The sequence below is a fragment of the Pseudomonas sp. 910_23 genome (assembly GCF_052850795.1).
Genome location: NZ_VXCZ01000006.1, coordinates 266,372 through 284,713, shown reverse-complemented (window position 1 = coordinate 284,713; position 18,342 = coordinate 266,372). Strand labels below are relative to the sequence as shown.

General features: G+C 60.5%; 17 protein-coding genes and 2 pseudogenes. 9 read left to right on the top strand and 10 right to left on the bottom strand.

Features of this window, described 5'->3' with window-relative positions:
• Positions 1–5: 5 nt before the first annotated feature.
• On the top strand, positions 6–1,451 hold the full coding sequence (locus FW800_RS09960) for a SulP family inorganic anion transporter (RefSeq protein ID WP_446437505.1): 1,446 nt from the start codon (positions 6–8) through the stop codon (positions 1,449–1,451).
• A 57-nt stretch (positions 1,452–1,508) separates the two neighbouring features.
• Here FW800_RS09960 and FW800_RS09955 read toward each other — a convergent pair whose 3' ends face one another.
• Complete coding sequence (locus tag FW800_RS09955; protein ID WP_032879519.1) at positions 1,509–1,889, bottom strand: lysozyme inhibitor LprI family protein; 381 nt, start codon at positions 1,887–1,889, stop codon at positions 1,509–1,511.
• A 246-nt stretch (positions 1,890–2,135) separates the two neighbouring features.
• Here FW800_RS09955 and FW800_RS09950 point away from each other — a divergent pair, with 246 nt between their 5' ends.
• The 4 genes from FW800_RS09950 to FW800_RS09935 are packed head-to-tail and all read left to right on the top strand — an operon-like array spanning position 2,136 to position 6,234.
• On the top strand, positions 2,136–3,485 hold the full coding sequence (locus FW800_RS09950) for a GntT/GntP/DsdX family permease (protein ID WP_228308955.1): 1,350 nt from the start codon (positions 2,136–2,138) through the stop codon (positions 3,483–3,485).
• A gap of 25 nt (positions 3,486–3,510) precedes the next feature.
• Positions 3,511–4,371: a MurR/RpiR family transcriptional regulator gene (locus tag FW800_RS09945; RefSeq protein ID WP_032879520.1), complete on the top strand. Its 861-nt coding sequence runs from the start codon at positions 3,511–3,513 to the stop codon at positions 4,369–4,371.
• A gap of 1 nt (position 4,372) precedes the next feature.
• A complete protein-coding gene (locus FW800_RS09940; RefSeq protein ID WP_446437504.1) occupies positions 4,373–5,836 on the top strand; it encodes an N-acyl-D-amino-acid deacylase family protein in 1,464 nt (487 codons plus the stop codon).
• A 29-nt stretch (positions 5,837–5,865) separates the two neighbouring features.
• Positions 5,866–6,234: a glyoxalase superfamily protein gene (locus FW800_RS09935; protein ID WP_446437503.1), complete on the top strand. Its 369-nt coding sequence runs from the start codon at positions 5,866–5,868 to the stop codon at positions 6,232–6,234.
• Positions 6,235–6,860: 626 nt separating this feature from the next.
• On the opposite strand, the pseudogene FW800_RS09930 reads toward FW800_RS09935, so the two are convergent.
• The 6 genes and pseudogenes from FW800_RS09930 to FW800_RS09905 all read right to left on the bottom strand — a co-directional run.
• Positions 6,861–7,457 (bottom strand): annotated as a pseudogene (locus FW800_RS09930) (methyl-accepting chemotaxis protein); the annotation flags it as partial.
• 258 nt (positions 7,458–7,715) lie between these two features.
• A pseudogene (locus tag FW800_RS09925) lies at positions 7,716–8,780 on the bottom strand (methyl-accepting chemotaxis protein); the annotation flags it as partial.
• Between the two features lie 166 nt (positions 8,781–8,946).
• Entirely contained in the window at positions 8,947–10,776 is a 1,830-nt protein-coding gene (locus FW800_RS09920; RefSeq protein ID WP_446437502.1) for a CocE/NonD family hydrolase, read from the bottom strand.
• Positions 10,777–10,795: 19 nt separating this feature from the next.
• A complete protein-coding gene (locus FW800_RS09915; protein ID WP_032879527.1) occupies positions 10,796–12,223 on the bottom strand; it encodes a YfcC family protein in 1,428 nt (475 codons plus the stop codon).
• 107 nt (positions 12,224–12,330) lie between these two features.
• Positions 12,331–12,675 (bottom strand): LysR substrate-binding domain-containing protein, encoded by a 345-nt coding sequence (locus FW800_RS09910; RefSeq protein WP_446437501.1) that lies wholly within the window; start codon positions 12,673–12,675, stop codon positions 12,331–12,333.
• Between the two features lie 20 nt (positions 12,676–12,695).
• Positions 12,696–13,238, bottom strand: a complete 543-nt coding sequence (locus tag FW800_RS09905) for a LysR family transcriptional regulator (protein ID WP_446437500.1) — start codon at positions 13,236–13,238, stop codon at positions 12,696–12,698.
• A gap of 183 nt (positions 13,239–13,421) precedes the next feature.
• On the opposite strand from FW800_RS09905, the gene FW800_RS09900 reads away from it, so the two are divergent.
• Together FW800_RS09900 and FW800_RS09895 are read left to right on the top strand one after the other, a co-directional pair.
• Complete coding sequence (locus FW800_RS09900) at positions 13,422–14,645, top strand: OprD family porin (protein ID WP_446437499.1); 1,224 nt, start codon at positions 13,422–13,424, stop codon at positions 14,643–14,645.
• Positions 14,646–14,749: 104 nt separating this feature from the next.
• Positions 14,750–15,367, top strand: a complete 618-nt coding sequence (locus FW800_RS09895) for an FKBP-type peptidyl-prolyl cis-trans isomerase (RefSeq protein ID WP_014719893.1) — start codon at positions 14,750–14,752, stop codon at positions 15,365–15,367.
• 60 nt (positions 15,368–15,427) lie between these two features.
• Here FW800_RS09895 and FW800_RS09890 read toward each other — a convergent pair whose 3' ends face one another.
• From FW800_RS09890 to FW800_RS09880, 3 genes are all read right to left on the bottom strand, one after another.
• A complete protein-coding gene (locus FW800_RS09890; RefSeq protein WP_005791321.1) occupies positions 15,428–15,685 on the bottom strand; it encodes a PA4570 family protein in 258 nt (85 codons plus the stop codon).
• A 159-nt stretch (positions 15,686–15,844) separates the two neighbouring features.
• Positions 15,845–16,186, bottom strand: coding sequence for a zinc ribbon domain-containing protein YjdM (locus tag FW800_RS09885; RefSeq protein WP_005791320.1), 342 nt, complete (start codon positions 16,184–16,186; stop codon positions 15,845–15,847).
• Positions 16,187–16,393: 207 nt separating this feature from the next.
• Complete coding sequence (locus FW800_RS09880; protein WP_005791318.1) at positions 16,394–17,362, bottom strand: polyprenyl synthetase family protein; 969 nt, start codon at positions 17,360–17,362, stop codon at positions 16,394–16,396.
• Positions 17,363–17,601: 239 nt separating this feature from the next.
• Between FW800_RS09880 and rplU the strand changes: the two genes are divergently transcribed.
• Both rplU and rpmA read left to right on the top strand, forming a co-directional pair.
• Positions 17,602–17,916, top strand: a complete 315-nt coding sequence (gene rplU / locus FW800_RS09875; protein WP_003176051.1) for a 50S ribosomal protein L21 — start codon at positions 17,602–17,604, stop codon at positions 17,914–17,916.
• Between the two features lie 34 nt (positions 17,917–17,950).
• Entirely contained in the window at positions 17,951–18,208 is a 258-nt protein-coding gene (rpmA, locus tag FW800_RS09870; RefSeq protein ID WP_003176049.1) for a 50S ribosomal protein L27, read from the top strand.
• Positions 18,209–18,342 lie beyond the last annotated feature (134 nt).

Sequence of the window (18,342 nt, the reverse complement as noted above, 5' to 3'; positions counted from 1 at the left end):
ACTCCATGAACCTCACCCGTCTGCGCGCCGACGCCCTGGCCGGCCTCACCACGTCTTTTGCGCTGCTGCCCGAATGCATCGCCTTTGCCCTGGTGGCCCACCTCAACCCGCTGATGGGGCTCTACGGCGCCTTTATCATCTGCACCCTCACTGCCTTGTTCGGCGGCCGCCCGGGCATGGTCTCGGGCGCAGCCGGCTCGATGGCGGTGGTGATCGTCGCGCTGGTGGTGCAACACGGCGTGGAATACTTGCTGGCGACGGTACTGTTGGGCGGGTTGATCATGATCGCCTTCGGCCTGCTGCGCCTGGGCAAGCTGGTGCGCATGGTGCCGCACTCGGTGATGCTCGGTTTCGTCAACGGCCTGGCGATTATCATTGCGCTGGCGCAACTGGAACATTTCAAGAGCGGCGAACGCTGGCTAAGCGGCACGTCTTTATATGTGATGGCGGGCCTGGTTGTGGTGACCATGGCGATTGTCTACCTGCTGCCACGCCTGACCCGAGCTGTGCCGCCCGCGTTGGTGGCGATCCTTGGCGTTGGTCTGGCGGTGTACCTGCTTGGTCTGCCGACCCGTACGCTGGGCGATATGGCGCATATCGCCGGTGGCTTGCCGACCTTCGCCCTGCCGCAAATCCCCTGGACCTTCGACACTCTCGGCATCATCGCGCCCTACGCGTTCCTGATGGCGATGGTCGGCCTGCTGGAAACCCTGCTGACCCTCAACCTCACCGACGAAATCACCGAAACCCGAGGCTATCCCGACCGCGAAAGCGTGGCGCTGGGCGCAGCGAATATGGTCTCGGGCCTGTTTGGCGGCATGGGCGGTTGTGCGATGATCGGGCAAACCGTGATCAACCTCAGCTCCGGTGGGCGCGGGCGTTTCTCCGGGGTGTTTGCCGGCGTGATGATCCTGCTGTTCATTCTGTTTCTGTCACCGCTGATTGAGCGTATTCCGCTGGCGGCGCTGGTGGGCGTGATGTTTGTAGTGTCGCAGCAGACCTTCGCCTGGGCCTCGTTGCGGGTGATCAACAAGGTGCCGCTCAATGATGTGCTGGTGATCATGGCGGTGACGATCATCACCGTGTTCACGGATCTGGCCACCGCGGTGCTGTGCGGTATCGTCATCGCCGCGTTGAATTTTGCCTGGCAGCAGGCGCGAGAGCTGTACGCCGATGAACATCTGGAGGCCGACGGCAGCAAGCTTTACCGGGTGCATGGCACCTTGTTCTTCGCCTCGACCACGCCGTTCTTGAACCAGTTCGACCCGGCCAATGACCCGGCCCAGGTGACGCTGGATTGCCGCCACCTGAGTGTTGTCGACTATTCGGCGATCGCTGCGCTGATGACGTTGCGCGAGCGCTATGCCAAGGCCGGTAAGCATCTGCGGGTGCTGCATTTATCCGAGCGCTGCAAGAAGCTGCTCAAGCGCGCCAGGGTTCACCATGACTGAGTGAGCCCCTGTGGCGAGGGAGCAAGCTCCCTCGCCACAATAGACCGGCTCCAGCAGTCAGGGGCCTACCAGGTCTTCAAGCTCCTGGGCGCGGGTCTGGGTCATGTCCAACACGCAGCCGGAGCCGTTGACCTGATCAATGGTGCCGCCGGTGGCGCTGCCGGCGAAGGCGCAGTTGGCATCGCGGTATTTGATCCACAGGCGCTGCACGTCTTGCAGTTGCTGCTTGTGCGCGCCGTCCTGGGCGGCCAGGGCGGTCTTGTAGGCGCGGTTCAAGCGCTCGTCCTGAACCTTCGCTTGTTTGGCGTTGCAATTGACCATGTCTGCCGTGGTATTGGCGCTGTCCATGCATTTTTTCAACGCGGCATTGTCGGCGGCATACGCTGTGCCGCCCAAGCAGAGAAGCAGGGCGCTGGCGACGAGTGTGGTGCGAATCATGGGCGGTTTCCTGAGCATGAGTGGATGCGCATTCTATGACTCAAGGGCGGCGCTTGAGTTTCCGGCATTCCTGATCTTCATGTAAGAACATCCCCCGTATTTTCATGGGCTGGCGCTGGACATATCTCCATGCGACAACGCTTGTCCGTGGGCGAAAATTACTTTCATGAAAATTGAAAATACTCCTCGGTAATGATTTATGAGTTTCACAACCAATTCGACGTGACCCTTTCCGAGGAGTACCGCATGGCCGCATTACCGGGCTTCGGGCTACTGGCATACGCTGCCATTGCCATCATTGCATTGATCGTGCTGATTGCACGTTACCGACTCAACCCGTTTATCGTCATTACGCTGGTGTCCATCGGCCTCGCGCTGATGGCCGGAATGCCGGCGGACACGATCATGGGGTCGTATGAGGCGGGCGTCGGTAAAACCCTGGGGCATATCGCCCTAGTGGTGGCGCTGGGCACCATGCTCGGCAAGATGATGGCCGAGTCGGGTGGCGCCGAGCAGGTGGCGCGTACGCTGATCAACCGCTTCGGTGAACGCAACGCCCACTGGGCGATGGTGTGCATTGCGTTCCTGGTGGGGCTGCCGCTGTTTTTCGAGGTCGGCTTTGTGCTGCTGGTGCCGATTGCCTTTACCGTGGCGCGGCGCGTGGGCGTGTCGATCCTGATGGTCGGCCTGCCGATGGTCGCCGGTTTGTCGGTGGTGCACGCGCTGGTGCCACCGCATCCGGCGGCGATGATGGCGGTGCTGGCCTACAACGCCTCGGTCGGGCAGACGGTGCTGTATGCGATTTTGATCGGTATCCCCACGGCGATCATCGCCGGCCCCGTCTACGCCAAGTTCATCGTGCCGCATATTCACCTGCCGGCCGAGAACCCGCTGGAGCGCCAGTTTATCGAGCGCGAACCGCGTACTCGCCTGCCCAGTTTTGCACTGACCATGGGCACCATCCTGTTGCCGGTGGTACTGATGATGATCGGCGGCTGGGCCAATGTGATTTCCACCCCGGGCAGCGGTTTCAATCAGTTCCTGCTGTTTATCGGCAATTCGGTGATCGCCCTGCTGGTGGCGACCCTGGTGAGTTTCTGGACCCTGGGCCTGGCCCAGGGCTTCAACCGGGAGTCGATTCTCAAGTTCACCAACGAGTGCCTGGCGCCGACCGCCAGTATCACCTTGCTGGTGGGCGCGGGCGGTGGCTTGAATCGCATTCTGGTGGATGCCGGTGTGACCAATGAAATCCTCGGCCTGGCCCACGCGTTCCACTTGTCGCCGCTGGTGATGGGCTGGCTGTTCGCTGCGTTGATGCGCATCGCCACGGGCTCGGCCACCGTTGCCATGACCACTGCATCCGGGGTGGTCGCGCCCGTTGCTTTGGGCCTGGGTTATCCACACCCCGAATTGCTGGTGCTGGCGACCGGCGCGGGTTCGGTGATTTTTTCCCACGTTAACGACGGCGGCTTCTGGCTGATCAAGGAATACTTCAATATGACGGTGATCCAGACCTTCAAGACCTGGACCGTACTGGAGACCCTGATTTCGCTGGTCGCCTTCGGTCTGACCTACGGCCTGTCACTGGTTTTATGAGCCTGACCCTCTAACCGGAGCCTCCATGGACATCCTCTACCAGATCCGCGCCCGCCAGGACTCGTTCAGCGCCGGCGAAGGGCGTATCGCCAAGTTGATGCTTGAGGATGTGGGCTTTGCCGCCTCGGCCAGCCTGGAGGCGTTGTCTCAGCGGGCCGAGGTCAGCACCGCGACCTTGTCGCGTTTTGCCCGCAGCGTCGGCTGCCGTGACTTGCGCGATTTGCGCCTGCAACTGGCCCAGGCCAGTGGCGTGGGCAGTCGCTTCCTGGACCCGGCGGGGCTGCCGGAACAGTCGGCCTTTCATCGGCAAATCCTGGGCGATATCGAAGCGACGTTGCGCCAGCATTTGTCCGGTTTCAACCAGCACAGCTTTGCCGACGCGGTCACTTTGCTGAGCAAGGCGCGGATGATTCACGCGTTCGGCATGGGCGGCCCCTCCAGCCTGTGCAGTGATGAACTGCAAGTGCGCCTGGTGCGTCTGGGCTACCCGATTGCCGCCTGCCATGACCCGGTGATGATGCGCGTCACGGCCGCGACCCTGGGCCCGCAACATGCCTTGATTGTCTGTTCCCTCACCGGCCGTACGCCCGAATTACTGGATGTGGTGAAGCTGGCGCGCAACTACGACGCGCGGATTATTGCCCTCACCCTCGCGGACTCACCCCTGGCCGAACTGGCGGATGTGTTGCTGCCGCTGCAACCGGCGGAGACCAGCTTTATCTACAAACCCACCGCCGCCCGCTACGGCATGTTACTGGCCATCGACCTGCTTGCCACCGAGCTGGCGCTGGCCTTGCCGGACGACAATCAGGAACGCCTGCGCCGGATCAAGCTGGCCCTGGATGATTACCGCGGCGGCCCTGACAGCCTGCCGCTTGGAGACTGATATGAAATACGACACGCTGATTCGCCAGGCGCTGGTCATTGATGGCAGCAACACCGAAGGGTTTGTCGCCGATGTGGGCGTGCGCGGTGGGCGCATCCAGGCGATGGGTGACCTGTCCGCCGACGAGGCCGCGCATGTCATCGATGCGCATGGCCGGGTATTGGCGCCGGGCTTTATCGATGTGCACACCCACGATGACACGGTGGTGATCCGCCAGCCGCAGATGCTGCCCAAGCTCAGCCAGGGCGTGACCACGGTGATTGTCGGCAACTGTGGCATCAGCGCTTCGCCGGTGAGTTTGCGCAGTGACCCGCCAGACCCAATGAACTTGTTGGGCAGCCGTGAGCAGTTCTGTTATCCGCGGTTCAGCGATTATCGCAACGCAGTGCAAGGCGCCCATCCGGCAGTGAACGTCGCGGCATTGATCGGCCACACCGCGCTGCGCAGCAACCATATGGATGACCTGCATCGCACCGCCACACCGTATGAAATCGCGGCCATGCGCGTGCAGTTGCAAGAGAGCCTGGAGGCCGGTGCCCTGGGGTTATCCACAGGCCTGGCCTACGCCAGCGCATTCAACGCCGAGACCGATGAAGTGTTGCAACTCGTTGAGGAACTGACGGCCTATGGTGCGGTGTACACCACGCATTTACGCAGCGAGTTCGAGCCGGTGCTGGAGGCAATGGATGAGGCGTTTCTGATCGGCCGACATGCCAGGGTGCCAGTGATTATTTCCCACCTTAAATGCGCTGGTGCCGGTAACTGGGGGCGTAGTCCGCAGTTGTTGGCGGCCCTGGAAGCTGCGGCAAAAAACCATCCGGTGGGCTGTGATTGCTATCCCTATGCCGCCAGCTCCTCGACCCTGGATCTCAAGCAAGTCACCGACGCATTTCGCATCACCATCACCTGGTCGACGCCGCACCCGCAAATGGGCGGGCGCGATTTGCAGGATATCGCTGCCGAGTGGGGTGTTTCGCTGCTCGACGCGGCCCGTCGCTTGCAGCCGGCGGGGGCGGTGTATTACGGCATGGATGAAGCCGATGTGCGGCGCATCCTCGCCCATCCGCTGTCGATGGTGGGCTCGGACGGTTTGCCTGAAGACCCGTTTCCCCATCCGCGCTTGTGGGGTGCCTTCCCACGGGTGCTCGGGCATTTCAGCCGGGATGTCGGTTTGTTCCCGTTGCATACGGCGGTGCACAAGATGACCGGTTTATCGGCGGCGCGTTTTGGGTTGTCCGAGCGTGGCGAAATCCGTGAAGGCTACTGGGCCGACCTGGTGCTGTTCGACCCTCAGCGGGTGCGGGATGTGGCGGATTTCACCACGCCACAGCGCGCGGCTGAAGGGATTGAGGGTGTGTGGGTCAATGGCGTACTGAGCTATCGCGAGGGGCAGGCGAACGGTGAGCGAGCGGGCCGCTTCCTGGCGCGCAGCGGGGATTTGCGTGGTGGGTTTACGGCTCTATAGTGGGTGTTCTTTTATACGGAGCTGGCGCCATGCACTTAGGAAAAGTCGTCCCCATTCTGCGGATTTTCGACGAGGTCAAGGCGTTGGAGTTCTACGTCGACTTCCTGGGGTTCAAGGTCGATTGGCAGCATCGCTTCGAGGCGAATTTTCCGTTGTACCTTCAGGTGTCGCTGGGGGAGTGCGTGCTGCATTTGTCCGAGCATCATGGCGATGCTTCGCCGGGGGCGGCCGTGCGGATCCAGGCGCAAAGGGTGGATGCGTACCAGCAGCAATTGCTCGGCAAGGATTACCGCTATGCCAAGCCTGGGGTCGAGGAAACGCCTTGGGGATCGCGGGAAATGAGCATCCGGGATCCGTTCGGGAATCGCTTGGTGTTTGTCGAGGACAGCGAGGGCTAAGTGGCAAATGGCAGGCAATAAAAAACCGCCTTGATAGGGCGGTTTTTTTTGCAAACCCAGTTAGTGGCTGGGGTTGCGGCTTCACAGGAGCACTGGCGTGGTCACAATACTACTGCTGCTTTAGGGCGTTATGCAACACCAGACGAACAAGAGTTTTTCACGGCAGCATTGATCTTTTGTGTTGTTTAACTTTGCAAAAAACAGCAACAGATTTTAAGGCTAGCTGGCCGTTGTTCGGTACACCTTGGAGCAGAGTGCTGAGCTAGTATCGCCCTCGTTCTGTGTTCGTCGTGAAGTAGGTTGGCTGGGTTCGCGCGCAAATTTTGGACCGCCCGCCACGGGCTAGTAATCCGTGCCGGATTCACGCGGGAGGACCATAAACCCAGCCGCCTCACAGGAGCACTGGTGTGCATCCAAAGGCCCACATGTTCCGGTAAGTGCGCTGGAGGTAAGGCCCAACTCACGGAGGGCCGAGTATGTCTAAGTTTGCACGACGTACATGGAACCTCGTAGTGAACTGCCTGCGTGCGTATCACGTATGGAAGTTCCTGCGGGACAGCTTCGATGACCGTTAAGGTCTGAGAGGTGGAGCCGCCTCGGTCTAGATCGAGGCGGCTTTTTGGTTTCTACACCCGGAAATGACTGACCATCTGCTGCAACTGGCTACCCAATCGAGCCAGTTCCACACTCGACTTGGCCGTCTCATCACTGGCAGTCGCGGTCTGCTCGGACACGTCCCGCACATTCACGATACTGCGGCTGATCTCTTCCGCTACGGCGCTCTGCTGCTCGGCGGCCGCTGCGATCTGCTGGTTCATCGACTGGATATTCGACACGGTGCGGGTGATGTTTTCCAGGGATACCCCGGCCTTGCGCGTCAGTTCGACGCTGCTGTCGGTGAGGCTGCGGCTGTTGTTCATCACGCTGGCGACTTGTTGGGTGCCGTTCTGCAAGCCGGCCACCAGGCCTTCGATTTCTTCGGTGGATTTCTGCGTGCGCTGGGCCAGGCCACGCACTTCGTCGGCGACCACGGCAAAGCCACGGCCGGCTTCCCCGGCACGCGCCGCTTCAATGGCGGCGTTGAGGGCCAGCAGGTTGGTCTGTTCGGCCACGGCCTTGATCACGTCCATCACGCTGCCGATCTTGTTGCTCTCTTGTTGCAGGTGCGTCATGGCGTCGGTGGAGCGGGCGACTTCGGCCGCCAGGCGTTCGATCTGGGCGATAGCTTCGGCCACCACCTTGTCGCCTTCACGGGCCTGGCCGTCAGCGTCGGAAGCCGCCTGGGACGCCTGCTCGGCATTGCGCGCAACTTCCTGCACAGTAGCGGTCATTTCATGCATGGCGGTGGCCACCTGATCGGTCTCGATCTTCTGGCTGTTCACACCGGCGCTGGTTTGCTCGGTCACGGCTGATAGCTCCTCAGCGGCGCTGGCGATCTGGGTCACGCCATCGCGGATGCCGCTGATCAACTCGCGCAGGGTCGTGCCCATGCGCTGGATGCCTTGTTGCAATACGCCCAGCTCGTCACGACGGGTCACCTGGATGTTGTGGCTCAAGTCGCCTGAAGCGATGCGCTCCACCACCGCCAGGGTGTCCTGAATCGGACGGGTGATCTGACGGGTGATGACCCAGGCGGCAATCACGCCGACCAGCAGTGCCAGCAAGGTGCTGATCAATTGCAGGCTGCGGGCCTGGGTGCTTTCAGCGTCGCGACGTTCCAGTTGGATGTCGTATAGCTTGTCGCTGATCGTCACGATATCGGCGCCCTGGGTGGTCATTTCGGCGCGGGCGGTGACGATGTTGGCGTTGGCTGCCTTGTAGCTCTGCACGGCGCTGCGATAGGCTCCGAGGGCGGCTTCCAGTGCGGACAATGCGTTTTGCTGGCCGGTACCGAACGCCGCGCTAAGGCCCTTCAAACCGCCGACGGCTTTTTCCAGTTGCGCAGCAGCGCGGGCTTCGGTTTCTGCGTTGGGGCTATTGGTATAGCCGCGCACTTCGTAGCGAGCTTGCTGGAACTCATTCTTGGCTTGGGTCACGGCCAGAAATTGCGTGAAGCGCTCCGGGCTATCGGGCGCCTGCTGCACACTGGTTTCCAGTGCATTGATTTGTGCGTTGGCGACATCGGCTTTGGCGCCCATGACGTCGCGCGCAGCGTTGCCATTGCGGTAGGCCTCGCGCATTTTGTTCAGGGACTGGCGGTAAGCAGTGATGACGGCTTTCTGGTCATTGAGCAGTTTGAGGTTTTCCGGGCTCTTGAAGCTGTCCAGCAATTTCTGTTGTTGAGCTGCGAAGGCATCCAGGCTGGTCTGCACATTCTGCGCCACGGCTTCGTCGCCATTGGCCAGCATGTATTGCAGGCGTACGATCCGCAGCTTGGTCAGCGAGGCGTTGAGCTGGGTGATGTCGCTCATCCAGTTGCTGCGGTCGATCAGGCCGCCCAGGCTGGTCCAGCCGGTGAGCGCCAGGATCGAGGTGAGGACCAGCACCAGGCCAAAGCCCAGGCCGAGTTTGAGATTGACGCTGATGTTACCGAACCAGCTGTTCATCGAAAGCTCCTTGAAGAGTGATGTCTGTCTGCTGGACGGTGTGTTGTTGTTTGAGCCAGCCAAGATGTGTAGGGCTGTATCGGCGGCAAAGGATGATTCTGAAGTACTTTTCTTGCGGGGTGACGAAGGGTCGCCATTACCGTGCAGCAATGGCGATCCGATGCGCTCAGGACTCCGCCGTGTTGGGCACCACGGTAAGCCTGAGGCAGGAGGCGGCGGCGTGGCTCAGGTGCACATTATTGTGGGCAACCCGAGGGTGGCTGGCCTGGCCTGAAGGCTCGCCGCTGTTGGGGTTGACGTCAAAGCGCGGGAAATTGCTGCTGGCGATGTCCAGGCGCAACCGATGGCCGCGCTTGAACAGGTTGCAGGTGGCGAAAGGCTCGATCAGCACTTTCACTCGCTCACCCGGCGTCAGGGCCGTCGGTTGTTCCCATGAGTCGCGATAACGGCAGCGACGGATGCCGTCGGTGATGTTCATCGCAAAGCCCTCGGGGTAGTCGGCGCTGGGCGGGTACACGTCCACCAGCTTGGCGGTGAAGTCGGTGTCGGGTGCATCGCTGTCGATCCACAGCTCGATCTGCACGTCACCGGCGACGATCAGGTCGTCGTCGAGCGGCTCGGTCTGGAACACCAGCACGTCATCGCGCTGGGCCAGGGGACGGTTGTCCCCTTGGGTGCCGAAAAAATCGAGGCGCTCCCGTTGGTCGAAGGCCCCGCCAACAAACACAGGGGCGCCGGAGGTTAGCGCACCGCCGATGGTCGGGACCGGGTGGGCCGGGTCGGCGCGGTAACTCAAGTGGGCGTCAGCCTCGACAGGTGCCGTGCGGCTCAACTGCCTGTGTGCATTCAGATAGAGGGTCAGTGTTTGGCTGCCGGGCAGCGGCCATTGCGTGGTGTGCAGCCAGCGGCCGCCATGGTGCAGGCGCCCGTTTTCGTCGCGGTTACCGCTGCCGCCCCCCATCAGAAACACCTGTACGCTGGCCGTTGTGGTTCGCGGCGACGGCTTGAGGGATTGCTCGAACCAGGCCAGTCGGCAACTGAGCCAATCCTGATCGACCTGGCCGTCAAAGGCGGCTTGCGGGCCGAATTCCACATCGCCGCTGTGGCTGATATTACGGTCGCCGTGCAGCCACGGGCCCATCACCAGTCGTTGGCTGGCCGTACCTTGGAGTGTGAAGGCGCGGTAATTGGCCAGGGTCGAACTGACGTAGGCGTCGTACCAACTGGACATGAACAGCACCGGGATATCGGGCAGTTGTGCGTAGTGACCTTCGGCATAGAGGCCAGACTTTTGCCAATACTCACCGAAGGTGCCCTGAGCCCATTGCTCCAACACATAGGCTTCATATTCCGGCACATGGCGCAGGGGCGATTGCCCGGGTTGCCATGGCATACGCGTGAACCACTGATAAATATCTTCCTGTTCCAGCGCTTCACGAACCAACGGGTCGGCCAGGGCAGCAGGGCTTTCCTTGGCCTGGCGAAAGGCCCAGGTGGCCTGCTTGAGTTCGAAGGCGCCGCCCTGGCGAATCCCGCAATGGTAGGCGTTGGCGAAGCCGCCGCTGTCGAGCACCATGCTGCTCAGGCCCGGCGGGTGCAGGCAAGCCATCGCCAGTTGTGTGTGGGCAGCATAAGACAAGCCCATACTGCCGATCTTGCCGTTGCACCAGGGCTGTTGGATGATCCAGGCCAGGGTGTCGAAACCGTCTTCGCCCTCGGCGGTGTATTTGGTGAATGTGCCTTCGGAGGCGTAGCGTCCACGGCAGTCCTGGAAAATTGCGACAAAGCCTTGCTCGGTAAACCGTGCGGCCATTTGCTCACGGGAGATGTGTTGGCCGTCGAGCTGTTTTTCCGAGCGGGAGGGTTTGCTCTTGTCGTAGGGCGTGCGCTCGATCACCACCGGAAACGGCCCATTGCTGTCCTCCGGCACATAGATGTCAGTGGCCAGGTGGATGCCGTCACGCATCCGGATCATTTGGTTGTGCAGAATATGCATGGGGAGAACACTCATCGATTCAGTACCCGCTCGTTACCGCAATGGCCAGCAACACCATCGCCAGCACGGCGTAGATCAGGAACAGCGGCAGGATGTAGCGCGCCCATTGGCCCCAACCGACATTGGCGGTGGCCAACAGCACCAGCAGACCGCTGGACGTGGGGGTGATCATGTTGGTCAGGCCATTGCCCATCAGAAATGCGAACACCGTGGTCTGCGGGCTGACGCCGGACAACTGACCCAAGGGCCCGAAGATCGGCATGGTTACCGCCGCCTGGCCGGAGGTGGATGGGATCAGCACATCCAGCCCCAGTTGTGCGAAGAACATGCCGTAGGCCGACACGATCGGACCATGGTCGCCCACCAGGTTGGCCAGGCTGTTGACGATGGTGTCCAGGACCTGGCCGGTACTGAGGATGATCTCCACGGCGGTAGCCAGACCGATCAGCACGCCGGCGATCAGCACCTTCTTCATTCCATCGACAAAAGCACTGGCGGCAACGCTGGCGCCGAGCCCGGCGATCACGCTGAAGGCCAGCGTCAGCAGCAGGTAGAACGCCGACAGCTCGTGGTATTTCCAGCCCCAGCGGTTGGAGGCGTAGACCAGGAAAGCGATGCCCGTCAGCAGTACGATCAGGTTGATCAGATGGCGCAGGGGCAACGGCGTACTTTCGAAAGTGATCTGCGCCGTGGCATCGTAACCGTGCTTGCGAATACTCCACAGCACGAAGGCAATGCCCACCAGCAGGAAGCTGCAGTAGGCGAGCACACGCATGCTCAGGCCACTGAAGATCGGCAGCCCGACCATCGGCTGGGCCACGGACAGCGCCACTGGATTGGATATCGAGGCCAGGTAGCCGATCTTGACTGAGATCGTGACGATGGCCAGCCCGATCAGGTTCGACAGCCCCAGCCGATTAGCCATGGCAACCATCAACGGCACGATGAGAATAAATTCCTTGGCCAGCCCCATGAAGGTACTGCCGGCGGAAAACACCAGCATCAGGCACGGCACCAGCACATAGATATTGCCCCGTGTCAGACCCAGCATGCGCTCCAGCCCGGCGTCGATCACCCCGGCCTTGTTCAGTACGCCGAACATGCCACCGATGAACAGCACCATGAAAATCAGTGCCGCACGCTTCTCGATGCCCTGGGGAATCGCCATGAAGCCTTCCACCAGGGACACCGGGCGAGCCACGGTGTCGCCGGCTTTGCGTGGTTCCAGTGCGAACAGTTGGCTCAGGGAGTCGTGTTTTTCCAGCACCTGGTAAGAGCCCGGGATCACCAGGCCATTCTGGCGCTGGAACGTGCCCGAGTTCACGGCGTAGGTAAACGCCACTGCGAGCAGGACGATGCTCAGCAGGATGATGGCGGGATTGATCTGCTTGCGTTGCGTGGTATTTCCCACCGCTGCTTGGGTGGGGATGCTCTGGGATTCGCTCATGCTAGTGGCCCCGGCTTGCGCCGTTATTGTTATAGGGGTGACACGTGTGGGGCGGACACTAGGGCAAAGTTTTCGCGGCGACAACGTTATGCGTGGGTTGGGTTGGGCTATGCGTTTTGTGCGGACAGACGCTGCTTGAGATGCTCGGCAAACGCGTTCACCAGCTGCGACCTGGGCTCATTGGCGCGAAACGCCAGGCCGAATGCGTAGGGCAGCGCCGGGCGAAACGGGCGGGTGACGATGGGCAAGTGCCGGAAGTGGCTGGCCAGCAGACCATTGACGATCGACACCCCCAGCCCCTCGGCAACGAAGCTGCACGCAGCCCCGACCGAGTGCACCTCGACCCGCACCTGCGGCGTGAGGTTGGCGGCACGAAACACCTGGTTCAGCTCGGCCCGCAATGCCCGTTGCCGGCCGAGCATCACCAACGGCACATCGCGCAGATGCTGCACTTCGATGCAGGCGTGACGGGTCAGCGGATGGTCGGCGGATGGTCGGCGGGCATCACGCAGACGCCTTCGGTTTGCAGCACCGGCTCGACATCGAAGTCAGGTATTTCCGTGGGCAGGCGTACAAAGCCCAGGTCGGCGGAACGGTCCAGCACCGCACGCTCGATCGTGTCGTAAGAACCGGTCAGCAGTTCCACGACAATGTCGTCATGCTCCTTGAGAAACTGCGCCACGATGCGCGGCAACAGCTCCTGGGTCATGCTGGTGGGCACCCCGACCTTGAGCAGGCTCTTGCGTGAGCGGCCCACGCGCATTTCGTCGGCCAGGCGCTGGATTCGTTGCATGCCATCCACCAGTCCGGCGACTTCGGCGAGCAGTTCCTCGGCTTCGGGCGTCGCCATCAGGCGGCCCTTCTTGCGCAGGAACAAGGCAAAACCCAAGTGCTCTTCCAACTGGCTCAGCAGGCGGCTGACCGCCGATTGCGACAGGCCCATGCGCGTTGCTGCGCCGATGGTCGAGCCGGTGGCCATGATCGCTTTGAAGGCTTCGAGTTGCTTGAGGTTCACCGTGTTTTTCCTGTCGGTTGGGAAGGGCGGCCGGTACTTCACGCATAGCCTGATGCGCTTCTCGCATAACGTTGTGGGGCTGTCGACGAGCCGTTAGTGTCCGCTCCAACGCGACATGCCGTCCAGCCTGCCGCGCGGTGCAACTGCCCATAAAAAACACAACACGGCATTGAGGAATGGTTTATGCGTGAGTTTTTCACGAAAGGGGGAATGGTCTCGGCGGGGCTGCTGGCGAGCCTGTCACCGACATTGATGGCCCAGGGTTTCTGGGAGGATTCCCACGGCCGATTGACCTTGCGCAATTTCTACTTCAACGACGGTTACCGCGACGGTGGTGAAGACCGCAAGGAATGGGCTCAGGGTTTTCTGCTTAATCTTCAGTCTGGTTATACCGAGGGCACCGTGGGTTTTGGCCTGGATGCCCTGGGGCTGGCGGGCCTGCGTCTCGACTCCAGCCCGACGCACGCCGGGACGGGCTTGTTGCCTGTGCACGACGATGGTCATGCGGCCCGTGAGTTTTCCAGCCTGGGCGTCTCGGCCAAGATACGCTGGGGCGATGCAGTGGTGAAAACCGGCACGTTGCTGCCGAAAATCCCGGTGCTGGTGCACAACGATGGCCGCTTGTTACCGCAGACCTTCCAAGGCACACAAGTGGAATACAGTGGTATTCGTGACCTGTACCTGCACGCTGGGCACCTGGACAAATTCAAGTTGCGTAACTCCACTGACAGTGTGGATATTTATCCCCAGGGCTACAGCGGAAAAAAGGGTAGTGATTTCGATTTTGCCGGCGCTAGCTACGCGTTTACGCCGAAGCTCAGCGGCACCTGGTACTACGGTGAAATGCGCCAATTCTATCGCCAGCAATTCTTTGGCCTGGTGCATAAGCAGCCGTTGGGCAGCGGCACACTGACCAGCGACTTGCGCTACTTCATTAGTAACGAAGCGGGTGAGGCGCGTAACGGCGAGGTCGACAGTGACATGTTCAGCGGTCTGTTCACTTACCGCCTGGGCCCGCAGGCGCTGGGTGTTGGTTATCAGAAAGTCAGCGGCGACACAGCGTTGCCGTATGCCAGCGTGTCGACGGTGTATTCCTTCAGTAACGCCGGTGTTGGCAAGTTCATCCAGGCTGGTGAGCAGACATGGATGCTGCGCTACGACTATGACTTGACGGCGGTACTGCCGGGCTTGAGTTTCATGACCCGCTACTACAAAGGGCAAAACGGCGAGTTCAAAGGGCGCGAGGCGCGTGAGTGGGAGTCCGACACGAATCTGCGCTATGTGGTCCAGGACAGCACGTTCAAAGGACTGGGCGTGGAGTTGCGCAAGGCCACTTACCGCTCGACTTATGCCAGTGATCGGGACAACTACCGGTTGTACCTGACCTACGACCTGGCGCTCTGGTAGCCGGGGAGGGGGCTGATCATGGGCTGCTCTTGTGTGCTAGTCTGCGGGCCCTTTTAGTTCTGGGCAGCGCGGGAAACCCTGTTGTCCTACAGCGGAGCCTCTTCATGTCCGAAGTTAATCTGTCCACCGACGAAACCCGCGTCAGCTACGGTATCGGCCGTCAGTTGGGCGACCAACTGCGCGACAACCCGCCGCCGGGCGTGAGCCTGGACGCAATCCTGGCCGGCCTGACCGACGCATTTGCAGGCCAGCCGAGCCGTGTTGACCAGGAGCAAATGGCTGCCAGCTTCAAAGTGATCCGCGAGATCATGCAAGCCGAAGCCGCTGCCAAGGCTGAAGCCGCCGCGGGTGCCGGCCTGGCTTTCCTGGCTGAAAACGCCAAGCGTGATGGCATCACCACCCTGGCTTCCGGCCTGCAATTTGAAGTGCTGACTGCCGGCACCGGCGCCAAGCCGACCCGTGAAGATCAAGTGCGTACCCACTACCACGGCACCTTGATCGACGGCACTGTGTTCGACAGCTCCTACGAGCGCGGCCAGCCTGCAGAATTCCCGGTTGGCGGCGTGATCGCTGGCTGGACCGAGGCCCTGCAACTGATGAATGCCGGCAGCAAATGGCGTCTGTACGTGCCGAGCGAACTGGCTTACGGCGCTCAAGGCGTTGGCAGCATCCCGCCGCACAGCGTTCTGGTATTCGACGTCGAGCTGCTCGACGTTCTGTAAGACCTGCTGGTTACCTGTTGGGACGAACGCGTTCGCCCCAACAGGCATTTGCCAGTTTCTTCATGGATGGAACTTGCCATTCAAATCGGTCGCCGGGCGCAATGCTCGGGCATAGCAGAACAGAAACAAATTCCTCACCACTTCTTTCAGTACTCCAGGCTCACTGGAACTCAGGCCATTGACGTCCAGGTCACCCTGGTCCTGTAGTTCGTTCAGCGCTTCTTCCTCAAGCACCGCACAGACTTCGCCGGTTTCCCGATGCAGGATTCGCAGGTAAGGGTGGGGGCGATCCAGCCAGGCATCTATCAAATAAGTCATGGTCGTTCTCCTTGATGAGTTTCAATGAGAATAATTCTTATTCGTAGAATAGCAAGTATCTATTGGCGGTTTCCGGGTTTTTTTGTGTGGATATTGTTTTCGATCAATCAGGAGGGCGAAACGCCATCCCGCGGCGGGCGCGGGATGGATGCAGCAGCTTCAGACCTTGCGCACGAACTCGGACTTGAGTTTCATCGGGCCGATACCGTCGATCTTGCAGTCGATATCGTGGTCACCGTCGCACAGGCGGATGTTCTTGACCTTGGTGCCGACCTTGACCACCAGTGAGGTGCCCTTGACCTTGAGGTCCTTGATCACGGTGATGGTGTCGCCGTCCTGCAGGACGTTGCCCACAGAGTCTTTCTTCACGGTCTCATCGCCGGCCACTTCGGCCTCGCCATTGGCGGACCACTCATGGGCGCATTCCGGGCAGACCAGTTGGGTGCCGTCTTCGTAGGTGTATTCGGAATTGCATTTCGGGCAGGGTGGCAACGTGCTCACTAAAGCTCCTTGAGATTCAGGGATGACTAAAAGTCGCACATTATATAGGGTTTTGTAGCTCGGGCGGGATCTTGAATTGGCAATGGATTCCAAACGTGGGAGGGGGCTTGCTCCCGATGGCGGTGTATCAGCCACCTTATATATTGGCCGACATATTGCCATCGGGAGCAAGCCCCCTCCCACATTGTCCTGCGTCTGCTGGTGATTTTAGTGAGTACGGGCCACCGCGAACTCACTCAGTTCCACCAATGCATCCCGGTATTCACTGGCCGGCAAGGCTTCCAGGCACTGGATCGCCCGCGCCACGTAGTCACGCGCCAGTTGCGCGGTGTACTCCAGGGAACCGGAGGCTTCGACGGCGGCACGGATGGCCTCCAGGTCTTCGATCCCGCCTTTCTGGATGGCCTTGCGCACCAGGGCGGCCTGTTCCGGCGTGCCTTCGCGCATGGTGTAGATCAGCGGCAAGGTTGGCTTGCCCTCGGCCAGGTCGTCACCGACGTTCTTGCCCAGGGTCTCGGCATCGCCCTTGTAGTCGAGCAGGTCATCCACCAGTTGGAACGCCACGCCCAGGTGATCGCCAAAGGTACGCAGGGCTTCGGCCTGTTCGGCGGTGGCGCCACACAGCGCGGCAGCGCTGTGGGTGGACGCTTCGAAGAGCATCGCGGTTTTGCCGCGAATCACTTCCATATAGGTTTCTTCGGTGGTGCTGGCGTCGCGGACCTTGGACAGCTGCAACACTTCGCCTTCGGCGATGATGCGCGTGGCCTGTGAAAGAATCTTCATCACCGGCATCGAGCCCAGTTCGACCATCATTTCGAACGAGCGCGAGTACAGGAAGTCGCCCACCAACACGCTGGGTGCGTTGCCCCACATGGCATTGGCGGTCTCGCGGCCACGCCGCATACCGGACATGTCGACCACGTCGTCATGCAGCAGGGTGGCGGTGTGCAGGAACTCGATGGTCGCGGCCAGCAAGCGCAGGTCATCGCCTTCGCGGCCCAGCGCCTTGCCACACAGCAGTACTAATAAAGGACGCAGGCGTTTACCGCCCGCCGACGTAATATAGTCGCCAATTTTGGAGACCAGCGGCACTTTAGACGTCAGCTGCTGCTTGATGATGCCGTCGACGGCGCTAAAATCGTCCGCGACCGCGCGGTAGAAAGCTTGGGGTTGCATCAGCGACAGTCGCTCCAGAAGGGTTGCGCGGCATGCTAGGACCCTGACCCCCGGGTGTCAAGGCGCGATAGACGGCCCCTTGCAAGCCTCCCATAGCTTGCGTACAATCGCGCACCCTGAACTTCCTGGGCAGCACCTGCCTTACGCAATTGCATTCGGGACGTCCATCCCATGCAGCCATGCCAGCCAATACCTCTTCTTATAAAGCGCTGGGTGAGCAGGATTATCGGAGAAATACCATGTCGTACGCAGTAATTGTTACTGGTGGCAAGCAATACAAAGTCGCCCCAGGTGAATACCTGAAGATCGAAAAACTGGAAATCGCTACTGGCGAATCCGTTACTTTTGATCGCGTTCTGTTGGTCGCCAATGGCGATGACGTGAACATCGGCGCTCCAGTTGTTGCTGGCGCTACCGTTGTGGCTGAAGTGATCTCCCAAGGTCGTCACGATAAAGTCCGCATCATCAAGTTCCGTCGTCGTAAGCACCACATGAAGCGTATGGGCCACCGCCAGTGGTACACCGAGATCAAAATCACCGGTATTCAGGCTTAATTTCAGCCTAATTCCTCACTAGGAGAATTGACTCATGGCACACAAAAAAGCTGGTGGTAGTACCCGTAACGGTCGCGACTCAGAAGCCAAACGCCTTGGCGTGAAGATGTATGGCGGCCAGAAAATCATTCCGGGCAACATCATCGTGCGTCAGCGCGGCACCCAATTCCACGCCGGTTACGGTGTTGGCATGGGTAAAGATCACACCCTCTTCGCTAAAATCGAAGGCGTGATCAAGTTCGAAGTAAAGGGCGCGTTCAACCGCCGTTACGTGAGCGTTGTCGCAGCTTAATTGCGAGATCGCTGGAAAAGCCCTGTCTTGCGACGGGGCTTTTTCGTTTGTGGAGTGAGTCTCTTGCAAAGCTGTTTGTGATGAGCTCAGGCGCAAGTTTGCGGTCGCTGATTGAGGTCGCTGCGCTCATTTTT